The sequence below is a fragment of the Nocardia neocaledoniensis genome (genome assembly GCF_003182135.1).
GTDB lineage: Bacteria > Actinomycetota > Actinomycetes > Mycobacteriales > Mycobacteriaceae > Nocardia > Nocardia neocaledoniensis.
The window spans coordinates 884505-903490 of the sequence record NZ_QGTL01000001.1; the positions used below are offsets into that span (position 1 = coordinate 884505).

The window sequence follows — 18986 nt, forward strand, 5'->3', positions numbered from 1 at the left end:
CGTCTTCGCCGCCGAACTTCTCTGTCGGGCCGAAGCGGTGCGGCGAATCCTCTTCCCCGAACATCCCCGCAGGAGCCGCGAATCGGGCGTCGGAGCTGGAGTCGGGCGCGCGGAAGCGTGCGTCCGGGGCGCCGGCCTCCCCGAACGGCGGCTCCTCGTCAGCGAACCCGCCTGCCGGAGACTCGGATTCGGGACCACCGGGGCCGAATCGCGGGTTCGGGTTGGAACGCCCGGAGTCGACGTACTCCCCGACCCGGGGGTCACCCGAGTAGCGCTGCGTGGGCGCCGATCGCTGTGGCACGGGACCGGAATGCCCCTCGGGTCCGGCGCCGAACGGTCCGCCCGGAGCCGCCCCCGGCGCACCGGGATCAGCCCCGAACGGGCCACCCGGCGCACTCGCGGCTCCGAAGCGGTTGCCCGAGACCGGATTCGGCGCATCAGGATCCGAACCGAACGAACCGCCCGGACCACTCGCGGCGCCGAATCGGTTGCCCGCGGCTGAGTTCAGCGCATCAGGATCCGACTCGAACGGGCCGCCCCGGCCGTTCGCGGCACCGAAGCGGTTGTCCGGGAACGGGTTCGGCGCGGCGGGATCCGAGCCGAAGGGGGCCTCGGGGTTGTCGCCGAATTCGGCCGAGCCCTGTGGACCGCCCTGGTAGCGCTGGGTAGGCGCCGATCGTTGCGGGATGGGGCCGGAAGCGCCGTCGAGCGGGGGACGCACGGGATCGGGTGCGCCGAAGGGACTGCCCGCACCCGGACCGCCTGCGGCTGTCGCGTCGGCGTTGGGGCCGAAGCGCGGGTTGGGGTTGGAGCGGCCCGTGTCGACGTACTCCGGCGGGGGGCCCGCGTAGCGCTGGGTGGGGGCCGCGCGCTGGGGAACCGGGCCCGAAGGGGTCGCGTCGGCGAAGCCGGCCGGGGCTGGGTACGGGGTCTGCGGCACCGGGCCCGAAGTGGCGCCGGGCTGGGCGCCTTCGTAGAGGTGGGCGTCGGGGAACGGGCGCATCTTGGGCAGGCCCTGATCCGGGGTGTAGGCGGGCGGCGGCTCCGGCGCGACCGGGGCGTCCGCGGGCGGGAGCGGCGTGAAGTAGGTGTCGTCGGGACGGATCTCGGCGGGGCCCGTCGGCTGGATCACCGCGGGGATCGACACCTCGCCGGTGCCCTCGGCCGGGACACGCTGGAAGCCGGCGGTCTCCGGGTTCGCGGGCGGCCGGATGATCAGCGTCGGCTGCGCGCCGGTCGCCTGGGTCTGGCTGCGCGAGGTCTCGATGCCGCCGGTCGCGGTGACCGCGCCGACGACGCGGAACTCCCCGGTCGGCGTCGGCACGGCGTCGGCGTTGTCGTCATCGGAACCGGCAGTCCCACGACCCTCGCCGGGCACCTTCCGCCCACCGGACACAGTGCGACCACCAGCATCCGCGCCACCGAGCTTCCGACCACCCGGGACCTCATGACTACCGCTGCCCCCACCCACGGGCCCGGCCTGTCCAGCGTCGGCACCACCGGGCACACCCCGCCCGCCGGTCCCACCACCGCCGGGCGCACCCTGACCACCGGGAACCGGATGACCACCGGTCCCCACGCCGCCGGGCAGATTCCAGCCCTCGGGCGCCTTGCCCGGCACCGGGTTCCGCGCACCGGCCGCGCCGAAGGCCGCCGCCCCCGCCGCGGCGCCGGTACCCGGGCTGGGCACACCCATCGCCCCGGCGCCCTGCGGACCACGCATCGGCAGGCCGTCCTGGATCGCGGCGACCAGCGCTTCCCTGGCCGCGACCGCGAGTTCGCCCGCGCTGGCGTAGCGGTCGGCGGGGTCCTTGGCCATGCCGATCGCGATCACCTCGTCGAGGCTCGACGGCAGGCCGGGCAGCAGGGTGCTCGGCTTGGGCGGGGCTTCGGAGAGATGGGCGCGGATGAGCACGCTCATGCTGGCGGCGGGGAACGGTGCGGCGCCGGTGAGGCATTCGTGCAGGACACAGGCCAGCGAGTAGACGTCGGCGCGGCCCGAGATGGGGCCGACGTCGAAGCGTTCCGGCGCCATGTAGATGTAGGAGCCCATGGCCATCCCGGCCTGGGTCACCGCGCTGTCGCCCTCGGTGTGGGCGATGCCGAAATCGGCGAGATACGCGAAATCGGCGGGCGTCACCAGGATGTTGGCGGGTTTCACGTCACGGTGCACCAGCCCGCCCGCGTGCGCCGCGTCGAGCGCGGCCGCGATCTGCTCGACCACCGCGACCGCCCGGTCGGGGCTGAGCGGCCCGCCGGCGCGCAGGACGGTCCGCAGATCGGTGCCGGGAACCAGGCGCATGTCGATGAACAGCACCCCATCGATCACGCCCCAGTCGTGAATCGGGATGACGTGCGGTTCGGCCAGTTTCGCCGCCGCCTGGGACTCGCGCCGGAACCGGACCTGATAGGCGGGATCCTGGGCGAGCTCGGGTGCCAGCAACTTCAGGGCGACCACCCGGTCCTTGCCGGTGTCGTAGGCCTCGTAGACCTCGCCCATTCCGCCTTTGCCCAGCATCGACCGCAACTCGTACGGGCCGAATCTGCTCCCCGTCCGTGACCCAGGTGCCTGCACCAGCGTCCGCCTCCCACTTCTGGCATGCCCGAAGACCTGCTCGTCAGAAGGAGGATTCTCCCGGTGTCACCACGCCGTGGTCAAACGCGAACACGATGGCGGCGGCTCGGTCACGCAGGTCCAGCTTGCCGAAAATGTGTCCTACGTGGCTTTTCACGGTGACTTCGGAGATGCCGAGTTCGGCGGCGATCTCGCTGTTGACCCGCCCGCGCCCGATCAGTTCGAGCACTTCGTACTCGCGCGCGGTGAGGTCGCCGAGCCGGTGATCGCTGCGCGTACCGGTCGGTCGCACCGTGCGGTACGCGGTGAGCACGCGACCGGTCACCGACGGGTCGAGCCACGCGCCGCCCGCGGCGACGGTGCGCACCGCGCGGATCAGGTCCTCGGCGGGCGAGTCCTTGAGCAGGAAGCCGGCCGCGCCCGCGCGCAGCGCACCCGAGAGGAGCTGATCATCGTCGAAGGTGGTGAGCACGAGCACCGGCGGCGCGTCGGGACGCGCGCGCAGCAACCGCGTCGCATCGATGCCGCCGACCCGTTTCATCCGCAGATCCATCAGCACCACGTCGGGGCGCTCGGCCGCGACCGCGGCCACCACCTCGTCGCCGTCGGCGCATTCGGTGACGGTGAAGCCGTCGCGGCGGCGCAGGATGCGGCGCAGACCTCCCCGAACGAGTTCCTGATCGTCGACGACGAGCACCGTCACCGGGTTGTCGATCGGCGCGGCGGCCGTCACGTGTCCTCCTGGGGCTTGGTCTTGAGCAGGCCGGGCAGCAGCGCGGTGATGGTCGAGCACGCCCCGGATTTCAGCGGGAAGCTCGCCCGCACCGTCCACCCGTCGTCGGCGACGCCCGCGCTGATGCGGCCGCCGAGCAGTTCGGTGCGTTTGCGCATGCCGCGCAGGCCCATGCCGACATCGCGTCGGGGCGGCGGACCGACGGGCATCGGGTTGGTCACCACCAGCGTCGCCAGCTCGGGGGCGACGTCGAGCCGAACGGTCGCGGCGGCGCCGGGCGCGTGCTTGGCCACGTTGGCCAGCGACTCCTGCCCGATCCGGTACAGCGCGTGCCCGACGGTGCCCTCGACCACGGTCAGGTCGCCGGTGCGGGTGTATTCGACGTCGAGTCCGGCCCGCCGGAAGTCGCCGACGAGTTCGTCGATGTCGGCCGCACTCGGTTCCGGGGGCAGCAGCGCGGGGCTGGTGTCGAGCATGCCGACGGTGCGGCGGATGTCGGCCATCGCCTGTCGGCCGAGGCGTTCGGCGTCGACGAGCGCGTCCACCGCCTCGGTGACGTCGTCGTCGGTCTGCAGCGCGCGCCGGGCCGCGGTCAGATGCAGCAGCGTGATCGACAGCGAATGCGCGATGACGTCGTGCACCTCGCGGGCGATCCGGCGCCGTTCCTCGTCGGCGGCCTGTACGGCGCGAATCGCCTGGTTCTCGCGCTCTTGATAGAGGAACCGGCGCTGATACTGCAGCAACACCCCGACGAAGACACCGAGCACGATGCCGAGCACGTACATCGGCAGCCCCTGCAACCGCTGCCCCGCGTTCCCCCACTGGACGTGGCCCGCGAGGTCGAAGGCGACCAGCTCGAGGATCGCGAGCAGCGCGAACCCTACGGTGATCCCGCGCGAGGCGACCGCCGCCACCTCTCCAGCGACGATCACCAGCACGAACGGCGCGAAATCGGCGCTGACCGGCTGCAGCAGGAACAGCCCGCAGGAGAGCAGCGCCGACCCTTTCAACAGCGCCGGATGCGGCTTCACCCCGAAGATCGCGAACAGCGGGATCGGCAGGAAGGCGGTGGCCATCGCCACCAGCGGCAGCGGGCTCGGGAAGTAGGAGTGCCGCTGGATCACGGCCGCGCCGGTGATCACCAGCAGGGCGAGGTCGGCCCCGATGATCACGGCGGGCGGGTAGTCGTAGGGCAGGGACTCGATGCGCTCACGAACGACGTCGAGCAGCCGTCGCATCCCCTCCCGCGGCCGGTCCGCGAGCCGCCGCCAGCGGCCGTGCGGGCCCGCCGTGCTCGCGGGAAGGGCGTGACTCACCTCCATGGGGTAAGGCTAGCCGCCGGGCCGGGCGGTCGTCATCGTCCCGCGAACGGGCGCGGTCTCCTACCCGGGTAGGAGGAGAAGTCGGGTCCCGGGCACGACGATTCCGGCCCGGCGCGGCCGTAGCGTGAGTGACACCGCTCACGGAAGGTGAAGCCCATGACCTGGACCGATCAGCACCGCCGCACCGAGATCGTGCACACCGTGCTCGCCAGGGCCTCGATCGACCCGCGCGACCCCCAGCTGTTCACCGGCCTGGCGGGGCTGGACGAACTCTTCGGCGGGATCGACGGCCTCCTGCAAGCCCTGGCCTACCGCTGGAACAACCACCTGCGCGCCAAACTCGAACAAGCCGAGATCGAAGGACATTCGGCGGTGGAGGCCTATCTGGAACTGGCCGCCGAGCAGCCCGCGCTGCGCGCTCTTCTCGACGCGCACGCCTCGACCGGGCAGACTACCCGTACCCGCGCGTTCGCGCGCTGACCATTCCCATCCGACCGAAAACCCCTGGGGGCCAAGAACATGCCGGACAACGATTCGCCGATGCTGGAGCTGACGCGAGTGGTCAAGCAGTACCGCGTCGGCGAACAGCGGGTACGCGCGCTCGACGAGGTGAGCATGCGCATCGAGGCGGGCCAGTTCACCTCGATCATCGGGCCTTCCGGTTCCGGCAAGAGCACCCTGCTGCATCTGCTCGGCGCGCTGGACAAGCCGGACGAGGGCTCGATCCGCTTCCGCGGCACCGAGATCGGCGGTCTCGACGAAGACGCCCAGGCCGCGTTCCGTCTGCAACAGGTCGGTTTCGTCTTCCAGTTCTTCAACCTGTTGCCCACGCTGTCGGCCTGGGAGAACGTCGCGGTGCCGAAGTTGCTGGACGGCACCGGATTACGCAAGGCCAAGCCGCGCGCGCTGGAGCTGCTCGAACTGGTCGGTCTCGGCGATCGGGCCCAGCACCGGCCCGCCGAGCTCTCCGGTGGGCAGATGCAGCGCGTCGCGGTGGCGCGGTCGCTGATCATGGATCCGCCGCTGATCCTGGCCGACGAGCCCACCGGAAACCTGGACTCCAAGACCGGCGCGTCCATCCTGGAACTGCTGGGTGAGATCACCGCGCAGGGCAATTCGGTCGTGATGGTGACCCATGACATGGGCGCCGTCGCCTACTGCGATCGGGTGATCACCCTGCACGACGGCCGCATCGACGCCGACGACGTCGTGGCAGCGCGGGTCGACGCATGATCGCGGCGATGTGGGATCGGTTGCGGCTGTTCAACATCGGTGAACTGATCCGCCATCCTGGCCGCACCGTCATGTCGACGGCGGTGATGGCGGTGTCGGCCTCGCTGCTGGTCGCCGTGCTGAGCATCTCCGGCTCGGTCACCGGCTCGGTGGACCGGCTCACCCAGGGCCTGGCCGGCGCGGCCGAACTCGAGATCACCGGCATCACCGACGCCGGCTTCGAGCAGTCCCTGCTCACCCGGATCAGCGCCACGCCCGGCGTCGCGACAGCGGTGCCGATGCTGCGCACGACGCTCGGCGCCGGTCCCGACCGGGCCATGCTGGTCGGCGCCGACGCGAATGTCGCCGCGCTGGGCGGAGATCTGGCCGGTCCGATGGCCGAGCACACGGCCAAGCTGGTCAGCACGCCGCGCGGGGTCCTGGTCGGCGCCGCCATGGGCTACCAGGTGGGCGACAGCATCCCGATCGGCTGGGGCACCGGCACGGTGGCGGGCGTGCTCGACGACGAGGCGACCAACCGGCTCAACGGTGGTCACCTGATCGCGGCCCCGCTGCCGCTCGCGCAGTTGCTCACCAACCGGGTCGATCGGCTCGACTCCGTGCAGATCCTGCCGAAGCCGGGCACCGACATCGGGCAGCTGCGGGCCGATCTCACGGCCGCCGTGGACGGGCGCGCCGTGGTCGCCGAGCCCAGCCTGCGGACGGCGCAGGCCGGCGGCGCGATCCAGATCCTGCGGTACTCCACGCTGATGTCTTCGGCGGCGGCGCTGATGGTTTCGGCGTTCCTGATCTACAACGCGATGAGCATGGCGGTGGCCCAGCGCAGGCCGACGCTGTCGCTGCTGCGGGCGATCGGCGGGCAGCGCGGGCCGATGGTGCGCGACCTGCTGGTCGAGGCGGCGCTGCTCGGGCTCATCGGCGGCGCCATCGGCTCGGCGATCGGGGCCGTGATGGGCCGGTTCGCGATCGAGCGACTGCCTGCGGCGATCGTGCAGTCGGTGGAGTCGCGGACCGAGTTCATGGTGCCGAACTACGCGGTGCCCGCGGCGATCGTGGCCTGCGTGGTGGCGACCGTGCTGGCAGCGGCGATCGCGGCGCGTCAGGTGTACAAGGTGGCGCCGGTGGAGGCGCTGGCGCCGGTGGAGGCCAGTGATTCGGCCGCCGACAACGCGGTGCTGCGCTGGGCGGCGCTGGCCGGCGGGCTCGGCCTCGTCGGCGTGGCCGTCGCGCTGGCCTTCCTGGACCTCGGACGGATCTCGCTGGGCGCCATCTCGACCTCGTTCGCCGCGGCGGTCTTGCTCTGCTTCGCCGCCACCGGCCCGATCGTGCGCGGCGCCGCCGGAATCGCCCGCTGGTTCGGCGCACCCGGCGCACTCGGCGCCACCACGCTCGAACGCGCGCCCCGCCGGGTGTGGGCGACCGCGATGACCGTGATGATCGGCGTCGCGGCCGTGGTGGCGCTCGGTGGCGCGTCGGGCAACATGGTCGACTCGGCGACCGAATCGTTCGAGAGCCTGGCCGACACCGATCTCTATGTGAGCGGCAGCCCCGTCGAGCAGTTCCCGACCGGCCCGATCCTGCCGCCCGAACTGCGCGAGAAGGTGGCCGCGGTGCCCGGCGTCGCGTCGGTGCGACCCGCGCAGATGGCGTTCGCGACCGTCGGCACCGGGCGGGTGATGGTGCAGGGCTACCCGCCGACGGCCGACGAGAGCAGGCTGAGCGCGGTCGACCCGGCCGTGGTCGAACGGATGGAGCGCCGCGAGGGTGTGGTCGTGACGCGCGATGTCGCCCGGTCGATGCACGTGGCCGCCGGAGACGAGATCACCATGCCCACGCCGTCGGGTGCACGGACCGTGCCTGTCCTGCAGGTGATTCCGTACTTCACCGCAGTGTCGGGCGTGGTGATGATGAACCTGGATCAGATGCGGGAGTGGTATCAGCGCCCCGGCGAGACCATCCTGTCGGTGGAGTACGCCCCGGGCGCCGACCCCGCGACGGCCCAGGCGGCGGTGCGCGCACTGGTCCCCGAGGAGTACTACGTCGCGACCGGCGCCGACATGGTGAACGCCATTTCCTCGGGCGTGCAGCAGGGCGCGGCGATGAGCAACATGATCCTGTGGATCGTGGTGCTGGTGGCGACGGTGGCCCTGCTCAACACCCTGATGCTGTCGGTCCTGGAGCGGCGCAGGGAACTCGGCGTGCTGCGCGCCATGGGCACCAACCGCAAGTTCCTGTTGCGCTCGGTGCTCGCCGAGGCGGCGGGCATCGGATTCATCGGCGCCGCCATCGGTCTTGTGATCGGCGTGGGGGTGCAGTATCTCGGCACCGTCGCCATCGGCCACGCCATGACGATCGACATCGTCTACCGGCCGAGCCCCCTGTTACTGGTGTACGGCATCGTCGCCCTGGGACTCGCGCTGCTCGGGTCGATTCCGCCCGCCTTCCGCGCGGCGCGGATGCCGATCGTCGCCGCGCTGGCCGTGGACTGACGGTTGTCGCGGTGTCACCGGTCCGGCCGGTGGCACCGCGACGAGGGGCTAGCGCGTGGCGCCCGTCAGCATGGCGCGATGGAATTCCCAAGCATCGCTGATGATCTCCGCGACGTCCGTCCGGCGCGGCGCCCAGCCGAGCCGCTGGTGCGCTTTCGCCGAGGAGGCGACGCAGACCGCCGGGTCACCGGGTCGCCGGTCCTCGACATCGATCGGGAAGTCGGCGCCGGTCACAGCGAGCACGGCGTCGATGATCTCGCGATTGGAGAACCCGCGGCCGTTGCCCAGATTGAACACCTCGTGCTCGCCGGGCCGGACCGCGTCGAGCGCGAGCAGGTGCGCGTCGGCGAGATCGGCGACGTGGATGTAGTCACGCACGCAGGTGCCGTCCTCGGTGGGATAGTCGGTGCCGAAGAGGGTGAACCGGGCTCGTTGGCCGTCGGCGGCCTGCAGCAGGATCGGGATCAGATGCGATTCGGGATCGTGCCGTTCGCCCAGCGCGACGCCGTCGGCCGTGCGGACCGCGCCCGAGGCGTTGAAGTACCGCAGTGACGCGGCACCCAGCGTGGTCGAGGCGCCGCACTCCCCCGCGATCATCTGATCGACGGCGAATTTCGTGGCGGCGTAGGGGTTGTTGGGCCGCACCTCGGCGTCCTCGTCGAAGGGTGTCCGGCCGTCGCCGGTGTACATGCTGCCGGTGCTGGAGAAGATCAGCCGCGGCACCGCGGCGCGCCGGATCGCGCGCAGCAGGGCCAAGGACCCCTCGATGTTGTTGTGCCAGTACTTCTCCGGATTCCGCACCGATTCGGCGACCTCGATGGACGCGGCGAAATGCAGCACGCCGTCGAATCCTGCCGCGGGCGTGAGGATCTCGGCGACCTCGTGGACCGGCATCTCGTGGAACGTCGCCGCGCCGGGAACGTTCTCCCGGAAGCCGGTGGCCAGGTTGTCGAGCACGTGGACATCGTGCCCGGCGTCGACGAGTCGGTGCGCGGTCACGCCGCCGATGTATCCGGCGCCGCCGGTGACGAGCAGTTTCACGGCTCTCCTCGGGTTCTAGCGGACGATGGTCAGAGTGGAACGTCCTCCCACCAGGCGATGATCTCGTCCTGGGCGGAGGGGCGCGGGGCGCCGGCGGTGCCGCTGCTGCCGCGGCGGCTCACGGCGATGAGGTAGTTCGCGCGCAGGTCGTCTTCGGGGAAACCGATCACCTGGTGCGCGGTGATCATGCGAGCGCTGGAGGGATCGGGGACCACCCACCGGCGCAGGTCGAACTCGACGCCGTCCTTGTCGCCGGGATAGCGGACCGCGGCGGGCAGCGCCTCGACCACCGACCTGGCGTGCGCGGCGGACGGGTACTCGAGCACGAGGTAGCTCACCGACCCCGCGTTGTTGTCGGTGCGTTCACACTGCCAGCCCGCGCTGATCGGATTCCACTGCAGCGCCGGTTCCTTCCACTCCAGCTCACTCACGGACCGCACCGCGAAGCAGCGCGCACCGCGATAGCCCGGCCCCTCTCCCGTGACGCCCTGCGGGACCAGAGTGGGAAACACCCGCCGGCTCTTGGCGAACGAATCCCCCACTGTCGTCGCGGAGCTCGACGGCGGGCCGGCCGCGGCCGCATCGGGCGCCTGGTCTTCGTCGTTCCCACCGACCACGACGGCGACCAGCGCCACCAGCAGCGCCACCAACGCCACGACGAGGCCGACGAGCGCCAACCATCCCAGCCGGTGCAGGCCCGACATCCGCTTCGGCACGGGCAGCCGCGGACCGGGCCGAGCCCGGCCCATGGGCGGAGGAGGCGCGGGGTACGGGTGCGCGCCGCGCCCCGGCCCCCCGGTACCGCGACGAGCGTCGGCCGGAACGTCCGCGCCACCCAGGGCATCGACGGGGCTTCGCTGATGTTCTTGCCGGGCGGCGTCATCACCCATGTCGAACGGCTTGTCTGGGCGGTCCACGCCACTACCGCCGCCAGCCGCGCCACGCCCTTCGCCGATGCCGCCATCGGCACCGTCGCCGCCTACGACCGTGGCAGTTCTGTCGCCTGAGTCGGCACCGCCACCCACGTCGACACTGCCGCTCGGAGGGCCGTCGACGACTGCGGCGGCACCACCGACCTCCTGGCGGTGGTCTGTCGCCGGAGCTCCGGAAGAATCAGCCGGCATACCGTCCGTGGTGTCGCCCCCGGATCCCGGGACGACCACCCCGGCGGACCCAGAACCCGGCGCACCGGAGGTCGCACCACGCCCTGCTACCCCGGAACCGTCGCCGCCTGCCGAATCGGAAGCCGCGTCCGGCTCCCCGAAATCTGGTAACTCCTCGGACGAAGCACCGCCCGCATCCGCGATCGAGCCCGGCGTCGAGCCGGGCGAAGCGCCCGAATCAGCGGCCGTGCCAGTGCCGCCACCCGCGTCGGCGAGCTTCGCGTCGGCTCCGGAAACCGCAGGGGCACCGGACTTGTCGGCCTGATGCGGCGTACCGGCCGAGGCCGCGATCGTGGTGACTGTGGTCGGCGCGTTCGCATTCGCGGCCAACCGTGCGGAGTCCGGCATCGGCACGACATCGGTGACCGCCGACTCGGATCCGTCGGGGCGGGCCGCCGCGGAGTGATCGCCTGCCACCTCTCGACCGTCGCCGGCCCGCGCCGGTTCGGGAGTCTCGGCCGGCTCGTCGGCCGCAGTGCCCAGCCGACCAGCTGCCGGTCCGCCGCTCGCGGCAGACGGATCCGATTCGGCCCGCCCGCCGCGATCACCGACGGCACCGGTTCCGCCATCGACCGACGCCGCCCCTTCCCGACCATCCCGTTGCGACGGAGCGGCGGCGACCGACGGCGCGTCACCCGCGGGCGCGGACGAATGCCGCTGCCCCACAGCAGGTATCGCCGCCACCTGCGCGTCGGCCTGTGGGTGCCCCACAGGCGGCACCGGTGGCGGCTGCGTCGGGGGCTGATGCGCCCCAGCCGGCGCGACCGGCGCCTGGGAGTTGTACGCCCCAGGGTGTCCGGATTCAGGGTGGTCGGCGACCAGTGCAGGCCGCTGTGAGCTCGGAACCTGCGCAGACGAACCGGGACTCGGATGCGGCCCCGGCGCAACGGAACCCGACTGCGACACAGGCGAACCCGACCCAGGCTGCGGACCTGGCACAGCGGGACCCGGTTGGGGCACAGGCGAACCCGATCCAGGCTGCGGCACAGGCGAACCGGAGCCCGGTTGCGGCCCCGGCGCAGCGGAACTCGGGTGAGGCGAAGGCGAACCGGGACCCGGGGGCGGCGGTGCGGGCGAAGCGGGGCCAGGGTGCGGCGGTGCCGGTGCGGCGGGCACGCGTGGTGGGGCGGCGGGTGCCGGTGGCGCGACAGGTCCCCAATTCGGTGGCGGGGCAGCCTGCCTCGGCTGGACCGGCGGGGAGGCATATCCGGGCGCGGCCGGTGGATACGGACCGGCGGCCGATGGGGGTGGGTAGTACGCGGTGGGCCGGGGCAGGACGGGTGGGGTGTTGGAGGTGAGGGCCTTGCGGGCCGCCTTGGCGAAGGCGGTGCAGGAGTCGAAGCGGGCGGCGGGGTGTTTCGCCATGGCGGCGGCCAGGACCGCGTCGAGGGCCGGCGGTAGGCCGTGGCGGCGCAGGGCCAAGGGCTGCGGGGGCAGGTGCAGGGTGCCGCGGATGATCTCGTTCGGATCCGGGGAATCGAAGGGGGCGATGCCGGTGAACAGCCAGTACAGGGCACAGGCCAGGGAATACTGGTCGGACCGGTGGTCCAGCTCGGCGCCGGTCATCTGTTCGGGCGAGGCGTAGGCCAGCGTCGCGGTGAACATGCCCTGCTGGGTCAGGTGGGTGGAATCGGCGCGCAGCCGGGCGATCCCGAAGTCGGTGAGGAACACCCGCTCGCCCTGGCCGCCACTGGAGCGGGCCAGCAGGATGTTGGCGGGCTTCACGTCGCGGTGCAGCACTCCCCTGCCGTGCGCGTAGTCCAGGGCGTCGGCGACCCCTTCGATGATCTGCACGGCCCGTTCTGGCGGCAAGGTCATCGGGTCGACGGTGGCCGCGTCGATCCCGTCGACGTACTGCATGCTGATCCACAGCTGTTCGCCCTCGGCGCCACGGTCGAAGACGGTGACGATGCCGGGATGGTCGAGCCCGGCGGCCAGGTCGGCCTCCCGCTCGAACCGCGCGCGAATGCGGGCGTCGGCGAACAGGTCCCGATTGAGCAGCTTGAGCGCGGTCAACCGGTCCAGCCGCGGGTGCCGGGCCAGGTACACCGTGCCCATGCCGCCCTGGCCGAGCATCCGCTCGACGGTGAACCCGGCGAACACCTCACCGATCTCGAGCACTGCGACCCCCTTCCGGCCTCCGTGGCGGACCAGCATGGCACCCGCGACCGCGTGTGACCACGTTCATTCGAATTCTCGCCGAAAATCGGTGAAACTTGCCATCAGTCGTCCGGGATCGTCCGGACGCGCTCGACGAGTAGTTTGCACCGCCGGAGATCAGCGCCGACGCGCAGTGGGTGGTGGGGAGGATCCGGTGGTGAATTCCATAGGGAGGGCAGCGGTCGTTCGCAGGCTGCTGCACAGTGTGGTGCTCGTGTCGGCCGCGCTGAGCGCCTCGTGCGCGTTGCCGGACGCCCCGGCCGCGGTGCGTGCCCCGACGGTCGCGGTGCGCAGCGAGGACGCCGGGAATCCCGGCCTGTCGATCATGCGGCCCGACTCGCTGACCGCGGAGTTCACCCAGTTGCAGGCCCAGTTGCCCGGCCAGGTCGGGATGGCGCTGATGCCGGTCGGCGGCGGCCGGATGACGATCTACGGCGACTGGACCACCGGCATCGCCTGGTCCACCATGAAGGTGCCGCTGGCCGTCGCCGCGCTGCGCCACGATCAGGACCAGTCGATCTTCGAGATGGTGCAGGCCGCGATCACCGTGTCGGACAACGACGCCGCCTACGGGCTGTGGGAATCCCTCGGTGACGGCGAGGAGGCGGCGGCGGCCGTGCAGCAGGTGCTCGACGAGGCGGGCGACATCCCGGCGGGCAAGCAGAGCGTGCGCACCGAGCTCGACTACACCTCCTTCGGCGGCACCGAGTGGTCGCTGGCCAATCAGGTGCGCTTCGCCTCGCGGCTGCCCTGTCTGCCACAGACCGAGGTCGTCACCAAGCTGATGGGCGAGATCACCCCCGAGCAGGGCTGGGGTCTCGGCCTGCTCGACAACACCGAGTTCAAGGGCGGCTGGGGCCCCGACGACTACACCGGCGTGTACACGGTGCGCCAGTTCGGGCTGGTGCCGGTGGGCAGCGGTCAGCTGGCGGTCGCCCTTGCCGCGCAGGCGGATTCGGGCACCTTCGACGACACCACCGCGCTGCTGGACCGGATGGCCCTGCTGCTGGCCCGGCACCTGCCGGAGCTGCGCGGCGGCGTCTGCCCGCGCTGAGCCCACCGGCTCAGCCGGGGACGACCAGGCCGGATTCATAGGCCAGCACCACGGCTTGGGCCCGGTCGCGCAGGCCGAGCTTCGAGAAGACCTTGGAGACATGGGTTTTCACCGTCTGCTCGGCGACGAACAGCGCGGCCGCGATCTCGGTGTTCGACAGCCCCTTGGCGACCAGTTCGAGCACCTCGCGTTCGCGCGGGGTGAGCGAGGCCAGCGCGGGCGCGGCGGGGGTACGCGCCGTGCTGCGGCGCCGGGTGACGTCGGCGATCAACCGGCGCGTGATGGTCGGCGCCAGCAGCGCCTCGCCGTCGGCGACCACCCGCACCGCCCGCACCAGTTCCTCGGCGGGCGCGTCCTTGAGCAGGAACCCGCTCGCACCGAGGCTCAGCGCCTCGTAGACGTAGTCGTCGATGTCGAAGGTGGTGAGCATCAGCACGCGCACCGGCGGATCGAAGCCGGCGGCGAGGATCGCGCGGGCCGCCTCCAGCCCGTTCATCTCGGGCATGCGCACGTCCATGAGGACGACGTCGGGACGCAACCGCTTGGCCTCGGCCACGGCGATCCGCCCGTCGGCCGCGTCACCGATGACGCTGATGTCGGGCTGGGCGGCCAGCAGCGCGCCGAAACCCTGCCGCACCATCGCCTGGTCGTCGGCGATCAAAACGGTAATAGCCACTCGACCACCCTAGTAGGCGCGCGGGATCCTCGGCCCGCGCGCGGACGAGTACGCCTACGGGGTGGGCAGTTTCGCGGCGACCTCGAAGCCGCCGTCCGCGGTGGGCGCCGCGGCGAGTTCGCCGCCGACCGCCTCGACCCTGGTACGCATGCCCTCGATACCGTGTCCGCCGCCGAGGCCGGGTCGCGCCACGGTGGCCGAGGGCGCGTTGCGGACGGTCACCGTCACCGCGCCGGGCCCGACGGCGAGCGCGACCAGGACCGGGGCGCCGGGCGCGTGCCTGGCCGCGTTGGCCAGCGATTCCTGCACCACGCGGTACACGGTGAGCCCGGTGGTCTCCGGGACCGACTCCAGCGCACCGGTGACCGTCCACTCGACCGGCATCCCGGCTCGCTGGGCCGAGGCGCACAGCTCGGGCACGTCGACCGCGCGCGGCTGGGGCGCGTGCTCGGGCAGCTGCCCGTCACTGCGCAGCACCCCGAGCATGCCGCGGATCTCGTTGAGCGCGGTGCGCGCGGTGGCGCCGATGGACTCGAACTCGGTCCGCGCCGCCGGATCGAGATCGGCGATCCGGTACGGCGCGGTCTGGGCCTGCACCACCACCATCGACATGTGGTGGGCGACGACATCGTGCAGGTCACGCGCGATGCGCGCCTTCTCCTCGAGAATGGCCCGCCGCGCGCGTTCGACCTCGGTGACCTCCTCCTGCCACTCGAGTTTGCGCCGCGAGGCGAGCAGCGTCCGCACCAGATACCCGAACAGCGCCAGCGCGCCGAACCCGATCGGCCAGCCCCACAGCGGTCCGGCGGCCGAGCCCGGCATGGTGGTGGCGAACAGCATCGACTGCGCCGCCCAGGCGACCACGACGATCGGCACCGCGGCCCGCAGCGCCACCGCGAACAGCAACACGAACAGCACGATGATGTGCACCACCTGGAACGGCACGTCGTTACCGGGGGTGGACGACAACGCCAGCGAGATCAGCAGCGCCGCCCCGGCCGAGATGGCCCAACCGAGCGCCGGGTTGATCCGCACGAACAGGATCGGGAACACCGCGAGCGCCGCGAGCAGCGGCGCGAGCGGCGCGGGCACCTCGTGGGTGACGAACAGGGTCGGCCAGGCGATGCTGTAGAGGATCAGCGCGACCGCGACGGTCCCGATATCGAACCAGGTGCGCGCGGCGATTCGGCGCGCGGCGGGGCGCAGTTGTCCAGGCATGGCACGAGCCTACGAACCGCCCGGTCGGCGGACCTCATACCCACGTGCCAAATCGGACCCCCTACCCTGGTGTGACCCCGGCGCCGGGTCACCCGCCCGCGCGTCCCGAGAACCGGTCCGCAGCGGGATGCCCGCCGCGCGCCCCGCTCCTTACCGTCGGAGGCCATGAACACCCCGCTTCGCCCGGTACCCGCCGCCCGCCGTGCCCGTACCGCAGTCTCCGCCGCCTCCGCGTCCGACACCACGCACCGCCGCCGTAGCGGGGTCGCCCTGTGCACCGCGGGCGTGGCCATGGCCGCCGCGGTCGTCATGTCGGCGCCCGGCGCGATGGGCACCACCCCCGGCGGCACCGAGAACGCCGCGGCGGCCGCGGTGGTCCGCGCGCTCACCGACGACGATCCCGACGCCACCTCGCTGATCCCGCGCGACTTCGGCTACAAGTTCGGCTACGACCCGGCCCAGCAGGACGGTCTGCTGCTGAACCCGAACGGCAGCTGCTCTTCGCCGGTGACGTTGCCCGCCGAGTTCGCCGCGGCCTGCAAGGCGCACGACCTCGGCTACGACATGCTTCGCTACGCCGAGCGGGTCGACGAGCCGCTGGGTCCGTGGGCCCGTCGGTCGGTGGACGCGGCGCTGAACCGCCGCATCCACGCCGCCTGCGAGCTGCGCGACGACGAGTTCTCCCGGGCCCGCTGCGGGGTGATGGCCGACATCGCGTTCACCGCGGTCGATGTGAACTCGCGGCGCCAGGAGTACGGCGCCCCGGTGGTGGAGAACGTCTTCGCCGAGACCGACCCGGCCGACCGGCCGAACCTGTGGCCACTGGCGCGCACGGTGCTCGGGCTGTTCGCGGCGACAGCCGCCTCGGCGGTGATCATCGATGCGCTGCGGAAACGACGCCGTCGCCTGATCTGATCCGCTTGCCGAAAATTAGAACATGTCCTAGTTTTCACGCATGGCCCTGACTATCGACGAAACGATCGAGATCGACGCCCCCGCCGAGAAGGTGTGGCAGGTCCTCACCGATTTCGGTCGCTACGGCGAATGGAACACCTTCTGCTACGAGGCCGCGAGCACCCTGGTCCCGGGCGAGCCGATCGACATGAAGGTGAACCTCGGCGGCAACAAGCGACCCCAGCGCGAATGGATCCGCAGCCACACCCCCGGCTCCGAGTTCAGCTACACGATGAAGCCGGTGCCGGCGGGCGCGCTGCACAGCCTGCGCTCGCACACCGTGGTGCCGCTCGGCGCCGACCGCTGCCGCTACGAATCGCGGTTCACGCTGGCCGGCTGGCTGAGCCCGGTGGTGACCCTGGCCCTGGGCAAGCACCTGCGCGCCGGCTTCACCGCGATGACCGCCGGCGTCGCGAAGCGGACCACCGAGATCTGAGAAACGGGGTGCGCCAGGCCGATCCGGCCCCGCGCACCCCGTTCGTCTTCGTCGGTCAGACCGCCGCGGGCACCGGCAGTGCGCCGCGCGCGAGCTCGTAGGCCGCGCCCACCCGGTACAGCCGGTCGTCGGCCAGCGCGGGCGCCATGATCTGCAGGCCCACCGGCAGGTTGTCGTCGGCCGACAGCCCCGAGGGTACCGACATGCCGCAGTGCCCGGCCAGGTTGGTCGGCAGCGTGCACAGGTCGGACAGGTACATGGCCAGCGGGTCGTCGACCTTCTCGCCGAGCTTCCACGGGGTGAACGGGCTCGTCGGCGAGACCAGCACGTCGACCTGCTCGTAGGCCCGGTCGAAGTCCTGCGCGATCATCGTGCGCACCTTGAGCGCCTGACCGTAGTAGGCGTCGTAGTACCCGGCCGAGAGCGCGTAGGTGCCGATGATGATGCGGCGCTTGACCTCGGGGCCGAAACCGGCCTCACGGGTCAGCGACATCACCTGGTCGGCGCTGTGGCTGCCGTCGTCACCGACGCGCAGGCCGTAGCGCATGGCGTCGAAGCGCGCCAGGTTCGACGACACCTCCGAGGGCATCACCAGGTAGTACGAGGACAGCGCGTACTCGAAGTTCGGGCACGACACCTCGATCACCTCGGCGCCGAGATCCTTCAGCACCGCGACGGCGGCGTCGAAGGAGGCCAGCACGCCGGGCTGGTAACTGTCGGAATGCAATTCGCGCACCACGCCGACGCGCACGCCGCTGAGGTCACCGTTGGCGCCCTGCTTCGCGGCGGCGACCACCGGGGCCACCGGCACGTCGCGGGAGGTGGAGTCGCGCGGATCGTGTCCGGCGATCACCTCGTGCAGCAACGCGGTGTCGAGCACCGTGCGACCGCACGGGCCGCCCTGGTCCAGCGACGACGCGCAGGCGACGAGCCCGTAGCGCGAGACGGTGCCGTAGGTGGGCTTCACGCCGACCGTCGCGGTGACCGCGGCGGGCTGCCGGATGGAGCCGCCGGTGTCGGTGCCGATGGCGAGCGGCGCCTGGAACGAGGCCAGCGCCGCCGCCGAACCGCCGCCGGAGCCGCCGGGGATGCGGGTGGTGTCCCACGGGTTGCGGGTGGGGCCGTAGGCGGAGTTCTCCGTGGAGGAGCCCATCGCGAACTCGTCCATGTTGGTCTTGCCGAGGATCGGGATGCCCGCGGCGCGCAGCCGCGTGGTGACCGTCGCGTCGTACGGCGACATCCAGCCCTCGAGCACCTTCGACGCGCACGTGGTCGGCATGTCGGTGGTGGTGAAAACGTCCTTGAGCGCCAACGGAACTCCCGCCAGCGGCGAGGCCGGGGTCTCGCCCGCGGCCAGCGCGGAGTCGACGACCGCGGCCGCGGCCAGCGCCTGGTCCCCGGCGACGTGCAGGAAGGCGTTGAGCTCACCGTCGACCGCGGCGATGCGATCCAGGTGCGCCTGGGTGACCTCGGTCGAGGACACCTCGCCACCGTGGATCTTGGCTGCCAGCTCGGCCGCCGACAGCTGGGTCAACTCGGTCATTCGCCCTCTCCCAGGATCTGCGGGACCAGGAAACGCTGCTCTTCCACGGCGGGCGCCTGATCCAGCGCCTGCTCGGGAGTCAGACCGGGCACGACCACGTCGGGCCTGGTCACATTGGTCGTCGGATTCGGCGACGCGGTGGCGGGGACGTCGGCGGCGACCTCGGAGATGGTCCGCACGTGGCTGAGGATCGAATCCAGCTGACCGGCGAACTGGTCGAGTTCGGCGTCGGTCAACGCCAGCCGGGACAGCCGGGCGAGGTGAGCGACCTCGTCGCGGGAGATTGCGGGCACCGCGGGACCCCTTTCGGCTTCGGTTTAGGCAGTAGTGGGTACAGCCTAGTCAGCGGGTCCGGGGGCTCCGGACGCACCCGTCCCGCGCCGACCGGG

General features: G+C 71.8%; 14 protein-coding genes and 1 pseudogene. 6 read left to right on the forward strand and 9 right to left on the reverse strand.

Annotated features, from left to right (window positions below):
* Positions 1-1750: 1750 nt before the first annotated feature.
* The 3 genes and pseudogenes from DFR69_RS04075 to DFR69_RS04085 all read right to left on the reverse strand — a co-directional run.
* Positions 1751-2578, reverse strand: a pseudogene (locus tag DFR69_RS04075) (serine/threonine-protein kinase); the annotation flags it as partial.
* A 40-nt stretch (positions 2579-2618) separates the two neighbouring features.
* A complete protein-coding gene (locus DFR69_RS04080; RefSeq protein WP_186817455.1) occupies positions 2619-3308 on the reverse strand; it encodes a response regulator in 690 nt (229 codons plus the stop codon).
* The gene (locus tag DFR69_RS04085; RefSeq protein ID WP_308633251.1) at positions 3305-4630 is read right to left on the reverse strand and encodes a sensor histidine kinase; all 1326 of its coding nucleotides are present in this window, start codon (positions 4628-4630) and stop codon (positions 3305-3307) included. Before DFR69_RS04085 ends, DFR69_RS04080 begins: the two co-directional genes overlap by 4 nt.
* Positions 4631-4786: 156 nt before the next feature.
* Between DFR69_RS04085 and DFR69_RS04090 the strand changes: the two genes are divergently transcribed.
* The 3 genes from DFR69_RS04090 to DFR69_RS04100 are packed head-to-tail and all read left to right on the forward strand — an operon-like array spanning position 4787 to position 8352.
* Positions 4787-5110, forward strand: coding sequence for a hypothetical protein (locus DFR69_RS04090; RefSeq protein WP_110035981.1), 324 nt, complete (start codon positions 4787-4789; stop codon positions 5108-5110).
* Between the two features lie 60 nt (positions 5111-5170).
* Complete coding sequence (locus DFR69_RS04095; RefSeq protein ID WP_167456140.1) at positions 5171-5863, forward strand: ABC transporter ATP-binding protein; 693 nt, start codon at positions 5171-5173, stop codon at positions 5861-5863.
* On the forward strand, positions 5860-8352 hold the full coding sequence (locus DFR69_RS04100; RefSeq protein ID WP_110035983.1) for an FtsX-like permease family protein: 2493 nt from the start codon (positions 5860-5862) through the stop codon (positions 8350-8352). Before DFR69_RS04095 ends, DFR69_RS04100 begins: the two co-directional genes overlap by 4 nt.
* A 48-nt stretch (positions 8353-8400) precedes the next feature.
* On the opposite strand, the gene galE is transcribed toward DFR69_RS04100, so the two are convergent.
* Together galE and DFR69_RS35650 are read right to left on the reverse strand one after the other, a co-directional pair.
* Positions 8401-9393 (reverse strand): UDP-glucose 4-epimerase GalE, encoded by a 993-nt coding sequence (gene galE, locus DFR69_RS04105; protein WP_110035984.1) that lies wholly within the window; start codon positions 9391-9393, stop codon positions 8401-8403.
* A 29-nt stretch (positions 9394-9422) separates the two neighbouring features.
* Positions 9423-12677: a serine/threonine-protein kinase gene (locus DFR69_RS35650; protein WP_208643897.1), complete on the reverse strand. Its 3255-nt coding sequence runs from the start codon at positions 12675-12677 to the stop codon at positions 9423-9425.
* Between the two features lie 196 nt (positions 12678-12873).
* Between DFR69_RS35650 and DFR69_RS04115 the strand changes: the two genes are divergently transcribed.
* On the forward strand, positions 12874-13770 hold the full coding sequence (locus tag DFR69_RS04115; protein WP_244198065.1) for a serine hydrolase: 897 nt from the start codon (positions 12874-12876) through the stop codon (positions 13768-13770).
* Between the two features lie 10 nt (positions 13771-13780).
* Here the strand turns inward: DFR69_RS04115 and DFR69_RS04120 are convergent, their stop codons facing one another.
* Positions 13781-14446, reverse strand: a complete 666-nt coding sequence (locus DFR69_RS04120; protein WP_110035985.1) for a response regulator — start codon at positions 14444-14446, stop codon at positions 13781-13783.
* Positions 14447-14500: 54 nt separating this feature from the next.
* Positions 14501-15664: a sensor histidine kinase gene (locus DFR69_RS04125; protein ID WP_110035986.1), complete on the reverse strand. Its 1164-nt coding sequence runs from the start codon at positions 15662-15664 to the stop codon at positions 14501-14503.
* Between the two features lie 165 nt (positions 15665-15829).
* On the opposite strand from DFR69_RS04125, the gene DFR69_RS04130 reads away from it, so the two are divergent.
* Complete coding sequence (locus DFR69_RS04130; RefSeq protein WP_110035987.1) at positions 15830-16579, forward strand: hypothetical protein; 750 nt, start codon at positions 15830-15832, stop codon at positions 16577-16579.
* 40 nt (positions 16580-16619) lie between these two features.
* Positions 16620-17054 carry an SRPBCC domain-containing protein gene (locus tag DFR69_RS04135; protein ID WP_110035988.1) on the forward strand — a complete coding sequence of 145 codons (435 nt, stop codon included), beginning with the start codon at positions 16620-16622 and terminating at the stop codon, positions 17052-17054.
* Between the two features lie 55 nt (positions 17055-17109).
* On the opposite strand, the gene gatA is transcribed toward DFR69_RS04135, so the two are convergent.
* On the reverse strand, positions 17110-18597 hold the full coding sequence (gene gatA, locus DFR69_RS04140; protein ID WP_110035989.1) for an Asp-tRNA(Asn)/Glu-tRNA(Gln) amidotransferase subunit GatA: 1488 nt from the start codon (positions 18595-18597) through the stop codon (positions 17110-17112).
* Positions 18594-18890, reverse strand: coding sequence for an Asp-tRNA(Asn)/Glu-tRNA(Gln) amidotransferase subunit GatC (gatC, locus tag DFR69_RS04145; RefSeq protein WP_067493225.1), 297 nt, complete (start codon positions 18888-18890; stop codon positions 18594-18596). Before gatC ends, gatA begins: the two co-directional genes overlap by 4 nt.
* Positions 18891-18986 lie beyond the last annotated feature (96 nt).